This is a genomic window from Cupriavidus sp. 21MJTG02-4 (genome assembly GCF_057798975.1).
Window position 1 is genome coordinate 1 of sequence record NZ_JBYOJP010000021.1, and the last position, 13,776, is coordinate 13,776.

Annotated in this window: 10 protein-coding genes and 1 pseudogene; 10 read left to right on the forward strand and 1 reads right to left on the reverse strand. The window is 64.9% G+C overall.

The window, feature by feature from the left end; genetic code table 11:
- From AC3FKH_RS29750 to tssJ, 8 genes and pseudogenes are all read left to right on the forward strand, one after another.
- Positions 1 to 359 (forward strand): annotated as a pseudogene (locus AC3FKH_RS29750) (hypothetical protein); the annotation flags it as partial.
- 55 nt (positions 360 to 414) lie between these two features.
- The gene (locus tag AC3FKH_RS29755) at positions 415 to 675 is read left to right on the forward strand and encodes a PAAR domain-containing protein (RefSeq protein ID WP_488679285.1); all 261 of its coding nucleotides are present in this window, start codon (positions 415 to 417) and stop codon (positions 673 to 675) included.
- 72 nt (positions 676 to 747) lie between these two features.
- Positions 748 to 1,905, forward strand: a complete 1,158-nt coding sequence (locus tag AC3FKH_RS29760; RefSeq protein ID WP_488679286.1) for a hypothetical protein — start codon at positions 748 to 750, stop codon at positions 1,903 to 1,905.
- Between the two features lie 388 nt (positions 1,906 to 2,293).
- Positions 2,294 to 5,491, forward strand: a complete 3,198-nt coding sequence (locus AC3FKH_RS29765; RefSeq protein WP_488679287.1) for an ImcF-related family protein — start codon at positions 2,294 to 2,296, stop codon at positions 5,489 to 5,491.
- A gap of 13 nt (positions 5,492 to 5,504) precedes the next feature.
- Positions 5,505 to 7,115: a type VI secretion system protein TssA gene (tssA, locus tag AC3FKH_RS29770; protein ID WP_488679288.1), complete on the forward strand. Its 1,611-nt coding sequence runs from the start codon at positions 5,505 to 5,507 to the stop codon at positions 7,113 to 7,115.
- A complete protein-coding gene (tssF, locus tag AC3FKH_RS29775; protein WP_488679289.1) occupies positions 7,112 to 8,935 on the forward strand; it encodes a type VI secretion system baseplate subunit TssF in 1,824 nt (607 codons plus the stop codon). Before tssA ends, tssF begins: the two co-directional genes overlap by 4 nt.
- A 74-nt stretch (positions 8,936 to 9,009) precedes the next feature.
- The gene (gene tssG, locus AC3FKH_RS29780; RefSeq protein WP_488679374.1) at positions 9,010 to 10,050 is read left to right on the forward strand and encodes a type VI secretion system baseplate subunit TssG; all 1,041 of its coding nucleotides are present in this window, start codon (positions 9,010 to 9,012) and stop codon (positions 10,048 to 10,050) included.
- A gap of 21 nt (positions 10,051 to 10,071) precedes the next feature.
- Positions 10,072 to 10,617: a type VI secretion system lipoprotein TssJ gene (gene tssJ, locus AC3FKH_RS29785; protein ID WP_488679290.1), complete on the forward strand. Its 546-nt coding sequence runs from the start codon at positions 10,072 to 10,074 to the stop codon at positions 10,615 to 10,617.
- Positions 10,618 to 10,644: 27 nt separating this feature from the next.
- On the opposite strand, the gene AC3FKH_RS29790 is transcribed toward tssJ, so the two are convergent.
- Positions 10,645 to 11,544 carry a LysR family transcriptional regulator gene (locus AC3FKH_RS29790; protein WP_488679375.1) on the reverse strand — a complete coding sequence of 300 codons (900 nt, stop codon included), beginning with the start codon at positions 11,542 to 11,544 and terminating at the stop codon, positions 10,645 to 10,647.
- Positions 11,545 to 11,735: 191 nt separating this feature from the next.
- Here AC3FKH_RS29790 and AC3FKH_RS29795 point away from each other — a divergent pair, with 191 nt between their 5' ends.
- Both AC3FKH_RS29795 and AC3FKH_RS29800 read left to right on the forward strand, forming a co-directional pair.
- Complete coding sequence (locus AC3FKH_RS29795; protein ID WP_488679291.1) at positions 11,736 to 12,737, forward strand: Bug family tripartite tricarboxylate transporter substrate binding protein; 1,002 nt, start codon at positions 11,736 to 11,738, stop codon at positions 12,735 to 12,737.
- A gap of 18 nt (positions 12,738 to 12,755) precedes the next feature.
- Positions 12,756 to 13,766: an NADPH:quinone oxidoreductase family protein gene (locus AC3FKH_RS29800; protein WP_488679292.1), complete on the forward strand. Its 1,011-nt coding sequence runs from the start codon at positions 12,756 to 12,758 to the stop codon at positions 13,764 to 13,766.
- The last annotated feature ends 10 nt before the right edge of the window (positions 13,767 to 13,776 follow it).

Sequence of the window (13,776 nt, forward strand, 5' to 3'; positions counted from 1 at the left end):
CGCGGGTGAACGGCCTGGACGCCGAAGAGAAGCGCAAGGCGAATGCCCGCGCGGACTACACGCCTGCGCAGTTGAAACGGGTTCTCGACCGGGCGCCTTACGAGGTGTACACGCTGTACGCGGGCACTAACGGCAAGCGGGACTCGCAGGCGTTGCCGTGGCTGGATATCAGGATGCGCACGTTCGCGCGGAACCAGGTGACGGAGGAGGAGAAGCTGGAATCCGATCCACCGCCGTTCGCACAGAGCTTGCCGCGCTTCGAAGGCTTGCTGCGCAGCATGCGGTTGCGCGCCACGACGCCGGCGCTGCCGGAAGTGAAGGCGTTGGGAAAAGGATATGGCACAGCGGTGTCGAACTGAGCTTGGATGTGCCTGGAAGCCAATGACCAGACAATGACCAGAAAGAGAGGCAACGATGAGAGGTGTGATTCGCTTGAGAGACAGGACCGACCATGGCGGACATGTTGAAACCGCGAGTTCGACGATGATCATTGATGGTATGCCTGCAGCGTTGGTTGGCGATCTTGTTTCCTGCCCGAGGAAGGGGCAAGGCACGACATCGATCATGCCGGGAGAAGGCAGCATCTTCTCTGATAGCAAGCAGGTTGCACTGCATGGCTTCAAGGCAGGGTGCGGTTGCAGCCTGATATCCAGTACCACGGGATTTGGGGAGTAGCCGATGGCTTGGCCAGTTCCTTCGCTTACGGTTGCTGGTCCACCACCGTCGCCGGGATTGTGGCGATGGGCCGTGCTGCTTGCAGCTTTTCTTGTCATTGGGGCTTGTGCCACGCTGGCGCTCTGGCCACCCGCTAAGCCGGCCGGCGGTGTTCGGTTTTGGGGCGCGCTCGCCGGCATACCGATTCTCTTCTGGATGATGGCTTTCGCAGTGCGCATGTTGTTGCATGCCAATGCCTGCCAGGCGGCGGCTGTGCTGAAGTCAGAGTGCGAAGCGGTGAGCGGGCAGTGGCGCCAGTGGGGTGCGCGGCGCGTCGCGATCATCGCTGCGGCTGTGGTGATGCCGGATGCCGATCTGGTCGAGCGGATTGTCGACGCGTCCGGCGATACGGAGGCGCATCCGGGCAGTCACCGTCAAATAGAACGTCTCGACGGAGATGCCGAGCCAGAAGACCGGCGGACGGCGTTGGTTGCCGCGCTTCTTGGGCCATTAGGGCATGCGCTGATGCGGATTCCGCCAGGTTTGGAGATCGTCGCGCCGGCCGTCATCGGTACAACGCGGTGGGACGACGCTCCAGGCATCAGAGATGTACTCGAAGGGCTGAGCGATGGGAAGGTGCGCGGTATGAAACCAATGCCAGAAGCGGACGAGTCGCCAGCCGTTTGCTTTTCTCGGAGTGCTGACGCGCAACGGCCGCAGTGTCAGTTGGTGGTCGCCACGCAGTTGTGGGGCAACGAACTGCCATGCGAGTTCACGGAAGCAGGGGCGGCCGTGCTGTTGATGCCCGAGGCGATGGCCGAATCGATGGACATCCAGCCCATGGCGTGGCTGTATCGGCCGATGCCAACCACGGTTAGGACCATTCAGGATGACATCGTGACCATGCAGGCGTCACACCGTGATCTTCCTGCCGTTTCCAGATTATGGCTGAGCGGCCTGGATCAAACGGCGATAGACGCCTTGCTCATCCAGTGGTCTGCTGCGAATGCCGCGACCGGCAAGGGGATGGAGAAGATCGACGCCACTGCCATTGATCAGTTCGCCGGCGTGCCGGGGCCGCTGCGGGAGTGGATCGCCTTGGCGATGTCGTGCCACGCCGCATCGCTGTCTGGAGCCGATCAGTGTTGTGCTACCGGGTACGAGGGATTGATCACGCTCTCGCGTGTCGGTCAGCCCGAGAATCAGTGCAGTGGATCTTTTTACATGGCGCAGGCAGCAGTCGTGAGCTGATCGTCGGCAGGCGATCGAGGCGGCCAACGGCGTTGGCCGTCATGTTTCTTTCATTGAGCGGTTGATAAGCGTGAAAACTGGACGTTTCTGGCTGGTTCTCTTGATCGTGACGAGTGCATTGCTGGCAGCATGCACCTCCTTGCTGTTCTTCTCTGTTGACGAGGTGGAGTCCTGGTTGCGCGAGCATCGCCAAGCCGTTGTATTCGCGCTCCTTGTTGCAGCCGTTGGCGTACTCGTCTATTCGCTCCGCTTGCGGACATTCCGTTTGCGTTTCCGCGAGTTTGTCTCAAGTAATGGCCTCGCGCCCAAGGCAATGCAGCCCGTGCCGTCGCCAGCATCGGTACAAGCCTTTGAACTGCTGCAATCGCGTTTGCGCGGTGCATACGGCATGCGCTGGCGATATCGCCAGCCGTGGCTATTGCTGATCGGCGACGATGACGTAATTCGCGGCCTGCTTCCTGGTCTCGCCGAGGAGGGTGTGCTGATCACCGCCGATGCGGTGCTGCTATGGGGCAAGAGCGGCCAGGACGGTCAGCCGGATAACGATTGGCTTCAGCAACTCCACAAGCTACGCCGCCGTCGCCCGGTCGATGCGGTCATCCTCACCACCGATGGCGAGTCCGATCTGCCCGCGCAACGCCGCGGCACCGTCCCCTACGGCATCAGCGTGGCCCGGATCGCCGAAGTCCTGCACTGGTCCGCCCCGGTCTACCTGCTCGATGTCGCGCAGACCGACGCAGCAGCCAACGGCAATACGCCGGTAATCGGCTGTGAACTGCCGCGTCAAGCGAACACAGACGCCATCGCGCAAGCACTTGCTTCCCTGCGTGATCAACTGTCGGATCGCAGCATCGAACAACTGATCCGCAACAAGCGCGACCGCTACATGGGCGAGCTTTCCGTGCGGCTCGACACTCGTGCCAAGGCGCTCGCCGACTGGATCGGCGGCATAGTCGACAACCAGCGCGGGCGCATCGCGCTCAACGGCATCGTATTCGCGCCATATCCCAGCCCCGCTGCGGCCGATGCGAACGGCGAGACCAGTGCCGACCTGCCGCTTTGGCAGTACCTGGGCGAAGCCGCTCGCCGCCACCCGGGCCGGCGCATCGGCTGGCACCCGGTTACAGTGTTCTCCACCGTTGCGTTGGCCGCGATCGGTCTGTGGTGCGCCGGCATGCTGATGTCCGGGGTACTGAACGGGCGCGACTTACATGCCGCCCGGCAGACCGTGACCTACGTTCAATCAGCCCCCAATGCCGCCGCACGCCTGCATGCGCTGCTGGCCCTGCAGCAGCAGATCGAGCGCTACGAGTACCGCACCGAGCATCACGCACCGCTGGCGACTCGCTTCGGCCTGAATCGCGATCGCGCCGCCCTCGACGCCTTGTGGAAGCCCTACATGGAGGCCAGCCGCCAGTTACTCATCACTCCCGTGCAACAGGACCTGGAGGCATCATTGGTGGATCTCGCGCAAATGCGAACTGACTCGCTCGACGAGCAAACCAGCCGCTGGGCGCTCGGCGGCCACCAGAAACTCAAGACGTATTTGATGCTCGCCAACCCCGAGCGCGCCGACGCCGCTTTCCTTGCCCCGCAATTGGCGCAGCACTGGTCCACAGACGCGCGCATCACGCCAGGCGAGCAGCAGGATCTCGCCGAACGCCTGCTCAGGTTCTACGCGCAGCACCTGAAGGCCAATCCGGCGTGGCGCATCGAGCCCCGGCCTGAACTGGTGGCTGGTGCGCGCCAGACCTTGCTGGCGGTGATCGGTGAGCGCAATGCCGAGGACACGGTCTACCAGGGCATCATCAAATCCTTCGATGACAACGGCCGCACCAAATACCCTGACCAGAACCTGGTATCGCTCACATCAGGCGCTGATCCCCGCGGGCTGTTGCGCACGGCGGCGATCATGCCCGGCGTCTTTACCCGCCAGGCCTACGAGGGATATGTCGCCCCCGCGATCGAGACGGCTGCAAAGCGGGCAGAGATCGCCAGCGACTGGGTGCTGACCGACGGCAAGCCCCAGACGCAACCGACAACAGGCCGCTCCGCCGAAGCGCTGCAGGCGGCTCTGACCGAACAATACTTCGCCGACTACGCAGACCGCTGGCAGGGCTTCATGAATAGCTTGCAATGGGAGCCCGCGCCCACGCTGCCGGCCGCGATCAACCAGCTCAAGCTGATGGCGGACACGCGCCAGTCGCCGGTGATCGCATTGATGAAATCGCTCGAATACCAGGGCGGCGCCGGTGCCCGGAAGGATTCCCTGTCCGACACGCTGGTAGCCAAGGCGCAGGATCTGCTCGGCAAGAAGAATGTTGGTCCCGAGGCGATCAAGCCCGATACGGCGGGCCCGCTTGGCGCCGCGTTCGGCCCTGTGCTGCGGCTGGTAGGACAGGGCCAGAGCGCCAATCTTAATCCCGGCGTCAATGGAGACCTGAGTCTGCAACGCTTCCTCGACCGCGCCACGGCGCTGCGCCTGCGGCTGCAGCAGATCAGCAACAGCGCGGATGCCGACGCGCAGGCCCGGCAGATGGCGCAGGCGCTGTTCCAGGGCAAGGGCTCGGAGTTGGCCGACACCCAGGCCTATGCGCAGTTGATGGCGGCAAGCCTCGGCAGCCAATGGGCAGGCATGGGCGAGGCGCTGTTCGTGAGACCCATCGCGCAGGCTACGCAGACCGTGTTGCAGCCTGCGCAAGCGAGCCTGAACGACGCCTGGCGGCAAGGCATCGCGATGACGTGGGGCCGCGCGTTCGCCGGACGCTATCCGTTCGCCGACACAGCGAATGATGCCTCGCTGCCAGAGTTGGCGCGCTTCCTGCGCCCGCAGACCGGGTTGATTGCAGCGTTCCTTGGCACGCAACTGGCCGGCGTGCTGGAGCTGCAGGGCGATCAATGGGTGCCGGCTGCTACCGGCGGCCAGGCACTGGCTTTCGATCCGGCGTTCCTCAAGGCGATCAACACTCTGCAGCGCATCGCCGCCCACATGCTGGCGCAAGGCGAGCCGCAGTACCGCTTCGAACTCAAGCCAATCCCCACGCCCGGCTTGACGGACACGCTGCTGACGCTCGATGGGCAGAAGCTGCACTACTACAACCAGCGCGAAACCTGGCAGATGATGGCGTGGCGGGCGAACAATACCCAGGACCTTGGCACCCGCCTGCAATGGCAGACCGAGAAAGCCGGTACCAACAAGAGCTATGAGTTCGGCGGCCGCTGGGGCCTGGTGCGTATGCTTGAGCGGGCGCGGGTCGAGCCGCTGGACAGCGCAACCTACCAGCTGACCTGGCAGGGGATGCCGGATACACACGTGGACACCAAGGCGACGAAGACCGGCAGCAACGATCGTCCGGGCGAAGGGGGCGAGCAAGACAGCTACGATCCCGAAAGCCTGACGGCCCGGGCCGCAAAACTGCCGCCGCCGGCCGAAGTGGTCTATCCCCTGAGCTACCAGATGCGCACCGAAGTCGGCCAGGGGCCGCTGGAGATGCTGGCGCTGCGGGGCTTCGTGCTGCCGGCGCGCATCTTCGTCGGCCGCGAGCCGCAGGCCATTGCGCAAGCCAACTTGGCCACGCGGAAGTAGAGGCGGAAACACCATGTTCAACAACCTTCTCAATGCGCTCTTCGGCTCCCGCGCGCCCGCGGACCTGGCTCGGTCCACGCAGGCTCGCTGGGAGCCGTGGCTGCAACCGATCCGCCCGGATGCTCCCGTCGGCGACGATCCCCGCTACGACGACGACTTCCTCGCGATCAAGGAGGAGGTAGCGAAGCTATCGGGAATCAACGATACCTTGATCGTCGAGGCCGCCGAGCGCCTGCTCAAGGCCAACGCGAAGGACGTGCGGCTGGCCGTCTACTATGTCTATGCCCGCATGCGCCGCGACGGTGCCGAAGGCATCGGCGATGGCTTCGAGTTGCTCTCGGCGCTGATCGACCGCTTTGGCGCGCAGCTGCTGCCCGCCCGTGCCGAGAGCCGCAAGGCCGCGCTCGAATGGCTGGCGGGGGCGACCTTTACCGATCGGCTCGATCGGGTGCAAAGCCTCACCGATGCGCCGCTCGAGCGCACCTTGTCGGCGCTCGCGCTGATCCTGGAGCGCACCGCGCAGTGGCCGGAGACGGCACGCCCGGCACTGGATGGACTCTTCCGCCGCTTCGAAGCCCGGCTCGAGTCCCCGTCGGCCACAGTGAGCCCGGGCTCGGGCGAACCAACAAGACCTTACCCATCCCCGCCGTCATCGTCCCTGCCTGCAGCCGGTGAAGTAGCGTCTGTGCGCGACCTGCTTGACCGCGCGCGGCAGATGGCGTTCTTCCTGCGCGAGCAGCCTCAAGGCTATCTCTGCGCCTACCGCCTGATGCGTTGCGTGCGCTGGGATACGCTGACCGACGTGCCACCGCATGAGGCGAGCGGCAGAACCCGCCTCGTGGCGCCGCGCGCCGAATTGCGCGCGCAACTCAAGCGCCTGCTGCTGCAAAGGCAATGGCCGGAACTGCTCGACCGCGTCGAGCAGGCCTTCGCCGAAGGGGCCAACCATTTCTGGCTGGACTTGCAGTACTACGCCTTCACCGCGCAGGACCAAGCGGGCGGCGAGTACACCCGTGTGCGTGACCTGCTGGCGACCGACTGTGCGCTGATGCTCGAACGCTTGCCCGGTCTCGAGCAACTGGCCTTCACGGATGGCACACCGTTCGCGGATGACACCACGCTCCAGTGGATTGCGCGTTATGCCACCGTTCGCGATGTCGAACGCGGCGAGGCCATGGCGCCGGTTTCCGTTGCATCCGCCAGCACGGACTGGGCGGAGACTGAAGCCCAGGCAACGGATCTCGCCGCTCAGCAGGGCCTTGAAGCCGCCCTGGCGTGGCTGCAAGCCTTGCCGGTACAGGACGGCGAGCGTGACCGCTTCATACGGCAACTTGTGATGGCGCGTGTCGCCGAGCGGTCTGACCGGGCCGACACGGCCTTGCATCTGTTGTCCGCTCTTGATCAGCCCACCCAGCGCTACCAGCTGTCCGCGTGGGAACCGGTGCTTGCATTCGAAGCCAAGCAGCAACAGCTGCGACTGCTGAAGACGCGCATGAAACGCAAGGACGCGGACAAGGTGGCGCTGGCTCAGCGCATCGACACCCTGGTAGGCGAACTCACCGCCATTGACCCGGCCCGCGCCGTGGCGCTCGTCCAGATGACGAGCCAACTATCTGTCTTATGAACCATCCGACCCAAGACAATGAGATCCTGCGCTACTACGAGGCAGAAATGCGCTACCTGCGAGAGGCCGGCAAGGAGTTTGCCCAGGCCTTTCCGGACCGCGCGCGGATGCTCAATATCGACCGCATCGGTGAGCGCGATCCCCACGTAGAGCGGCTGTTCGAGGGCTTCGCCTTCCTGATGGGGCGGCTGCGCCATAAGCTCGACGACGAACTGCCGGAACTGACCGAAGGGCTCGTCAGCATGCTTTGGCCGCATTACCTGCGCATGATTCCATCGCTGTCGATTCTTGAATTGATGCCGGACAGCGCGTCGGTGCAGCGGCACGAGACGCTGCCGGCAGGGTTGGAAGTCACGTCCGATCCTATCGCTTTGGGCACCCGGCCAAGCGACGGTGGCGACAGTGTCGAGTGCATCTACCGGACCACGCAAGCGGTGGACCTGTACCCGTTGCGGCTGACCGAGGCCAATGCCTACGCGCGCGAGGATGGCCGTTCCGTGATCCGGCTGCGACTTGCGCTGCAAACACAGGGGCGCCGCGAGCCGTGGGCCGTGCCGCGTCTGCGCATCTACTTCCATGCGGACCGTCCGCTGGCACTGGCGCTCTATGCGGCGCTCACCGCCAAGCCGCTGGCAGTGCAGGTGCGCGTCCCAGGTTACCCCGCCGACCGGCCCGGCACGCCTCGGCCGATGGCGGATCTGCACCTTGAGCCTGCGGGATTCGCAGCCGAGGAGCGCTTATGGCCGAAGCCCGACAACGCCTTTGGCGGCTATCAGCTGCTGCTGGAGTACTTCACCTTCCCCGAGAAGTTCATGTTCGTCGACCTGGTCGGGCTCGACATGAACGCCATTCCGCAAGACGCGGCGCACTTCGACGTGGAGGTGGTGCTGGCCAGGCCGTTCCCGGACGACATGCGCTTCTCGGCCGAGAATGTGCGGCTCTTCTGCACACCGATCATCAACCTGTTCCAACTGGAAGCGGACCCGGTCACCGTCACCCACTTCGAGACCGAATACCGTGTGCGGGCAATGGAGCGGCACGGGCAGCACGTAGAGGCCTATTCGGTTGACACCGTGCGGGGCTTCGAGGCGGGCAACGGCAGGCGTTTCGAGTACGCGCCGTTTGCCGCTTTCCGACACCGGGGCGGCATGCTGCGCCACGAGATGCCTGAGCGCTATTTCCACACCCGCGTGCGCCGCGGTCCATCCGGCCGTTTCGACACCTGGGTCGTGTTGGGGGGCCACGCCTGGGACCAGCAGCAGTCGGTGCCCGAAGAGACGCTGTCGCTGTCGGTTACCGGCACCAACGGCATGCTGCCGCGCAAGGGCCTGCGCGAGGCTGGCATCACCCGCATGCGCGGAGGCTTTGCCAAGATCGGCGCGGTGCGCAACCTGACCGCACCAACCCTGCCGGTCTATCCGCCCACCGGCGACCGCTTCCACTGGCGCGTGCTCTCGCACCTCGCGCCGAATTATCTTTCATTGCTCGACGCCGAGGTCTTGCGCGGCAGCCTGGCGCTGTATGACTGGACCGACGGGGAACTGAACCGGCGGCGTATCGATGCCATCATGGACGTGCGGCATCGGCCGCTGCAGAAGCTCGTCAAGGGCGGGTTGCTGCGCGGCGTGGAGATCGAGGTGACGCTAGACAGTAGCCGCTTTGCGGGCGCGGGCGACGTAGAACTGTTTGGAGACATGCTCAATCGCTTCCTGTCGTTGTACGCCGCCGTGAATCTCTATACGCGCCTGGTGATTGTGTCCCAGCCAGATGGGAAGCGTCTGACGTGGCTCGACAGCAAGGGCGAGGGGGCGCCGTTTTGAACGCGCCGGACCTGACGATGCCATCTGCGCCTGCAAGCGCCTTGTTGCCGGCGTTGCTCGCCGACGCGCCACAGATGAACTTCTTCCGGTTCTGCGAGCTGATCGAGCTGTCCGCGCCGCAGCGGCCGTCGCTTGGCTCGACCGATTCCCCGGCCAACGAACCGGTGCGTTTTCGCTCGCAAGGGGGATTGGGTTTTCCTGGACGCGAGATTCAATCGGTTGAGCGCGACAGCGACTTCCCCGCTCGGCCCCCTGTGGTTCGGACGACTTTCCTGGGCTTGTATGGCGTCGACGCACGCATGCCATCCTACTTCGTGGACGAGATTGCACAGCGCCGCGATGGCGCGGAGCCGCTGGCGGCTTTCCTGGATCTGTTCCATCACCGCATCGTCACGCAGTTCTACCGTGTCGCGCGCAAGTATCGCTATCCGGTGGGCTTCCGGCCGGGTGGGCAGGATGAGGTTTCGCGCTATCTGCTAGGTCTGCTGGGGCTGGGCTTCTGCCAGCAGGGCGGCGGGCAGGGTCGAGTCCAGGAGACCGTCGAGCCGCGCAAGTTGCTGTCGATGCTGGGGTTGGCCAGCCAGCGCACGCGCACCGCCGAGGGATTGGCCGGCGTGCTCCGGCACGCAGTGCCGGACGCGCACATCGCGGTGGAGGAATTCCATCCCGTGTGGGTGCAACTTGATGCGAGCGAGCGCATGCCGCTCGGCGAGAACTGTGTGCTGGGACGTGGTTTCTACGATCGCACGAATGCCGTGCGCGTGGTGATCACGCCGCAGACGCGCGAATCGGTGCTGGACCTGATGCCAGGCCGGGCCATGCACAGGGAAGTGATGGCGTTGCTGCGCTTCTATCTCGGCTATGCAGCGCATGCGCATCTGGAGATGCAGGTGAGGCCGGCGCTGATGCCAGTCCCGGCGTTGAACTCGGACCAGGTAAGCCTGGGGTACACCACGCTACTCGAACACCGTGCGAAAACAGATGTTAATGACGCGGGAAACGCCGTACGAAAAACAACGCGCGTGCAACTCGGTATCTGGAATGGGCGCAGCTCGCAACAGCCGCACGCAGGTGCGAGCCCGCAGCACGCAAACGAATGCGAAACAGTAGCTTGATTAACGTTGAGGATAAAGACGATGAGGCGACAGCTCCAGCACGGTGCCGCACTGCTCCTTGCCACCCTTATGGCCGGTTGCGGCGTTGGGCAGGCGGTGAAGGACGGCACGGTGGAGGCGGCAAAATGGGCCTTCACGACCCAGGTCAAGACCATGAACCTCGATCTCGTCAGCCGGTCGTCGTTGAATCCCAGCGGCGGCGGACGATCGTTGTCGACGGTGGTCAGGCTCTATCAGCTGAGGAACGCGCAAGGCTTTGAACAGCTCAGCTATGAACAGCTTCAGGCCGCCGACCTCGAACTGCTGAAGCCAGACCTGTTGGCGGTCAAGGATGTGGTGCTCCGGCCGGGCGCTGCGGTGAGCATCAGCGAACCCATGAAGAATGACACCGAATATGTCGGTGTGGTCGCGTTGTTTCGGGAAGCCGGAAAGGATGCCGTGTGGAAACTCGCGATCCCGAAAGCGCAGTGGAAGAAGACAGACCCAATGAGGATTGAAGTCCGGGACAACATGCTCGAACTGGGCGGGTCGGAGCCCATCAGGCGAACGGCTCCGCAGCAGAGCTGAATCCAGGTCGCCGCAGACCTCCAGACCTCAAATATCCGCCCGCTCGCACCACGCCACCACCGCATCCCGAAAATCCTGGCATATCGGCGACAGATAGCCCTCTGCACGCCAGAAGATCTCCAGTTCGTGCTGCCACGCCATGCCGGGGCCTTCAATGGCCTCGAGCCCTTGTCCTTCTGCCTGCTTGAGGATGCGTGGCGGCATGATGCCGAGCAGGTCCGAATGGCGCAGCAATTCGCCGAACGCAACCGGCGATGCCGTGCTTTCCACGGCAACACGCGGCGGCGGCAGGCCCACGGCGGTGAAGCGTTCCTCAAGCCATTGCCGCAGGTAGAGCGAACTCGCGGGCACGGCCCAGCGTTCTTCGGTCAGGTCCGCCAGCGTGTGGAACCGCGCTCGGCGTGGGTGCTCGCTGCGCGCCACGATCTGCATCGTCAGTGGGCCTAGCGGCAATCCACATACCTCTTCGGGAACGATGGTGGGGCGCGCGGCCAGGATCAGGTCGACGTCGCCGTTCTGCAGCACCGCCAGCAAGCGGGCGCTCAGGTGGGTCTCGATCGAAAACACGGCCAGCGGCCGGCTCACAAAGAACTGCGCCAGCAACGGCGAGAGCAACGAAGGCACCAGGTACGGGATCGCCCCGATTCGCACCGTGCCGGATTTGGCCACGCGCTGCTCGGCCAGCTCCTGCCGCATGTCGCTGGCGGCCAGCGAGATCCGCCGCGCATGCCCATGCACGGTCTTGCCCACGCTCGTCAGCACGAGCCCGCGCGGGGTGCGCTCGAACAGCGGCATGCCGGCCTCCGCCTCCAGCCGCGCCAGTGTCTTGGACAGGCCGGACTGCGTCACGCCCAGCGCGGTGGCGGCGCGGTGCAGGTTGGCATGCTGGGTCACTACCAGGAAGGCTTCCAGGTCCTCGAATCGCATCGCGTTGGTTTGGAGAGGGCGCAAGAGTGGGTCGGGGCATTGTATAGCAGCCGTTGGCGGGCCATTCCTGCCGGGAATCGCGTCGGTACTAGCGGGAATCGCGCCAGCCCGACGGCTGCCATAGACTCCGGCCAAGGCGCTGACAGTCGATGCACGAAAAAAATCAGGCGCCATACACAGGAGACAAGCCAATGCAGAACCAATCCGCCGCACGCGGCGCGCGCCTGCGTGCCGCCTTGCTGGGCATCATGCTGAGTGCCGTGGCCGCGACCGCCGCCATGGCGGCAGACACCGACGCGTATCCATCGCGGCCATTGACGATCGTGGTCCCGTCCGTGGCCGGCAACGTCAACGATGCCGTGGCAAGGCTGATCGGACAGGAGTTGACCAGGACCTGGAACCAGCCCGTGATCGTCGAGAACAAGCCCGGCGCGGGCACTACCACGGGCACCAAGTATGTCGCCCGCGCGGACAAGGACGGCTATACCGTGCTGCTGACGTTCACCGCGCATGTACAGAACCCGTCGCTGTACCAGCGCATCGGCTATGACCCGATCGCGGATTTTGCGCCGGTCAGCGAGGTAGCCGTTTCCTACACCGTGCTGGCGGTGTCGTCGGATTTCCCGGCGCGCACGCTGAAAGATGTGGTGGCACTCGTCAAGGCCAGTCCCGGCAAATATCCGTATGGCTCCTATGGCGCCGGGACCACGGGCCATATCCTGGGCGAGTTGTTCAAGCGCGAGGCAGGGCTGGACATGACCCATGTGGCGTACAAGGGTGGCGCGCCGCTGGTGACGGACCTGGCCGCAGGGCATGTGAAGATCGGGCTCGTCCCGGTCGGCACGGCCATGTCGCTGCTGCAAAGCGGCAAGATCATCCCCATCGCGCTGGCCGGCGCCGAGCGTTCGGCACTGCTGCCCAACGTGCCGACGTTCCGCGAGGCCGGCTACAAGGGCTTCGAGCCCGATGCCTGGATGGGCCTGATGTTCCCGGCAGGCGTGCCCAAGGCGCGTGTGGATGCATTGTCGCGAGAGGTCGCGCGCATCGTGCGGATGCCGGAGGTGTCGAAGCGCATGAAGGACCTGAACCTGGTGCCGGTCGGCAATTCGCCGGAAGCGTTTGCCGCGGTCATGAAGAGTGACCAGGAGAAATGGAGCCGCATCATCCGCGATGTCGGCATCGCGATGGAATGAGGGAGGCTTGAGCACGCAATGAGCGATTACCTTGGACTGGTGTGCTCCCGCTGGTGTCACTGGAGCGAACTGGAACTGCAGCGTATCGAACGGCGCCCGCTGGCGCCCGGGCAGGTTCGCATCCGCGTGCGGCACGCGGGCGTGGGCTTTGCGCTGAGCCTGTTCGTATCAGGCAAATACCAGCGCAAGCCGCCGCTGCCGTTCACGCCGGGCACAGAGGCCGCGGGGGACATCATCGAAGTGGCGCCCGACGTGACGCGCTTGCGGCCCGGCCAGCGCGTGGCCGCCGCACTGGACTGGGGCGGGTTCGCGCAGGAAGTGGTGACCGCCGCCGATACCGTGTATCCGGTGCCCGATGAACTGGACCTGGCCAGCGCCGCGGCATTGCCCATCACCTACGGCACCGTCTGGGCCGCGCTCGCATGGCGTGCCGCGCTGCAACCAGGCGACACCATGCTCGTGCACGGCGCGAGCGGCTCGCTCGGGACGGCAGCGGTGCACGTGGGCCGCCTGATGGGCGCGCGTGTCATCGCCACGGCCAGCACCGAGGCCAAGCGGGAGGCCGCCGTGCGCAATGGCGCCGTGCATGCGTTGACATCCGATCCGCAGTCGCTGCCAGCCGAAGTCAAGGCGCTGTGCCCGCCCGCAGGCGTCGATGTGGTGTTCGACCCGGTCGGCGGCGATCTCTTCGATGCCTCGTTGCGTTGCGCGGCACCGGGCGCGCGCCTGCTGTCGATCGGCTACGCGAGTGGACGGATTCCGGAGGTGCCGGCCAACCTGCTGCTGGTCAAGAACCTGTCGATGATCGGCTTCAACTACGGCTACTACATCGGCTGGGGCCTGACGGATGAGCGCAGCCGCTTTGCGCCGCAGGTGCAGGAGGTGGTGGGCAAGATCATGCAAACCGTGGCGCATGGCGAGATGCCGAAGCCGGTGCTGCAGCATTTTGGCCTGCACCAGTGGCTCGAAGCCGTCGACACCACCATGTCGCGCCGCGCCATCGGCAAGGTCATGCTCGACATGCCGTGACGCGGCGGCG

Coding starts and splice junctions, on each gene's coding strand:
- AC3FKH_RS29755 (WP_488679285.1), top strand. CDS start 415: ATGAGAGGTGTGATTCGCTTGAGAGACAGGACCGACCATGGCGGACAT.
- AC3FKH_RS29765 (WP_488679287.1), top strand. CDS start 2,294: ATGCGCTGGCGATATCGCCAGCCGTGGCTATTGCTGATCGGCGACGAT.
- tssA (WP_488679288.1), top strand. CDS start 5,505: ATGTTCAACAACCTTCTCAATGCGCTCTTCGGCTCCCGCGCGCCCGCG.
- tssF (WP_488679289.1), top strand. CDS start 7,112: ATGAACCATCCGACCCAAGACAATGAGATCCTGCGCTACTACGAGGCA.
- tssG (WP_488679374.1), top strand. CDS start 9,010: ATGAACTTCTTCCGGTTCTGCGAGCTGATCGAGCTGTCCGCGCCGCAG.
- tssJ (WP_488679290.1), top strand. CDS start 10,072: ATGAGGCGACAGCTCCAGCACGGTGCCGCACTGCTCCTTGCCACCCTT.
- AC3FKH_RS29790 (WP_488679375.1), bottom strand. CDS start 11,544: ATGCGATTCGAGGACCTGGAAGCCTTCCTGGTAGTGACCCAGCATGCC.
- AC3FKH_RS29795 (WP_488679291.1), top strand. CDS start 11,736: ATGCAGAACCAATCCGCCGCACGCGGCGCGCGCCTGCGTGCCGCCTTG.
- AC3FKH_RS29800 (WP_488679292.1), top strand. CDS start 12,756: ATGAGCGATTACCTTGGACTGGTGTGCTCCCGCTGGTGTCACTGGAGC.